This is a genomic window from Corynebacterium sp. HMSC074E01, from assembly GCF_001808885.1.
GTDB lineage: Bacteria > Actinomycetota > Actinomycetes > Mycobacteriales > Mycobacteriaceae > Corynebacterium.
In genome coordinates, this window is record NZ_KV794848.1 from 1 (window position 1) to 488 (window position 488).

Sequence of the window (488 nt, forward strand, 5' to 3'; positions counted from 1 at the left end):
TACTTCGGCTCAACCGTAGCAGCGGTGGTGTCCTCACCAGGCTCGATCGGCGTCAGCGGACGCTCGTTCTTATCCTTCGGGTTCGTGCCCTTGTCGATCTCCTCGGTATCCGGAACACCGTCACCGTCATCGTCGTCGTCCTTCGAATCCGGCGTGCCATCACCATCGGTATCCAGCTCGAACTTCGCCTTCGCGTCATCCGTGGAACCATCCGGGTACTCAACCGTGACAGGAACGTCGAACTCCTCAACAGTGTCCTTGTTGAGCTTCTCAGGATCCGCAGTCACAGTCACAACACCAGTGGACTCATCAACCTTGACGGTGTAACCCTCAGGAGCCTTGAAATCCTCCGGAATCGAGAACTTCGAACCCTCAGGAGCATCAACCTTCTCCTCAGTCGGGTTACCGTCCTCATCCTCCTTCACAAAGGAAGGAATCGACTCGGCATCCTTACCAGGAACAACCTTCGTGTCCTCATACTTCGGCTC

At 55.9% G+C, this 488-nt stretch carries 1 protein-coding gene; it reads right to left on the minus strand.

Annotation, left to right across the window (positions count from 1 at the left end):
- Positions 1-488: YPDG domain-containing protein (locus tag HMPREF2537_RS12825; protein WP_210383643.1), on the minus strand; the 488-nt coding region annotated here is incomplete at both ends.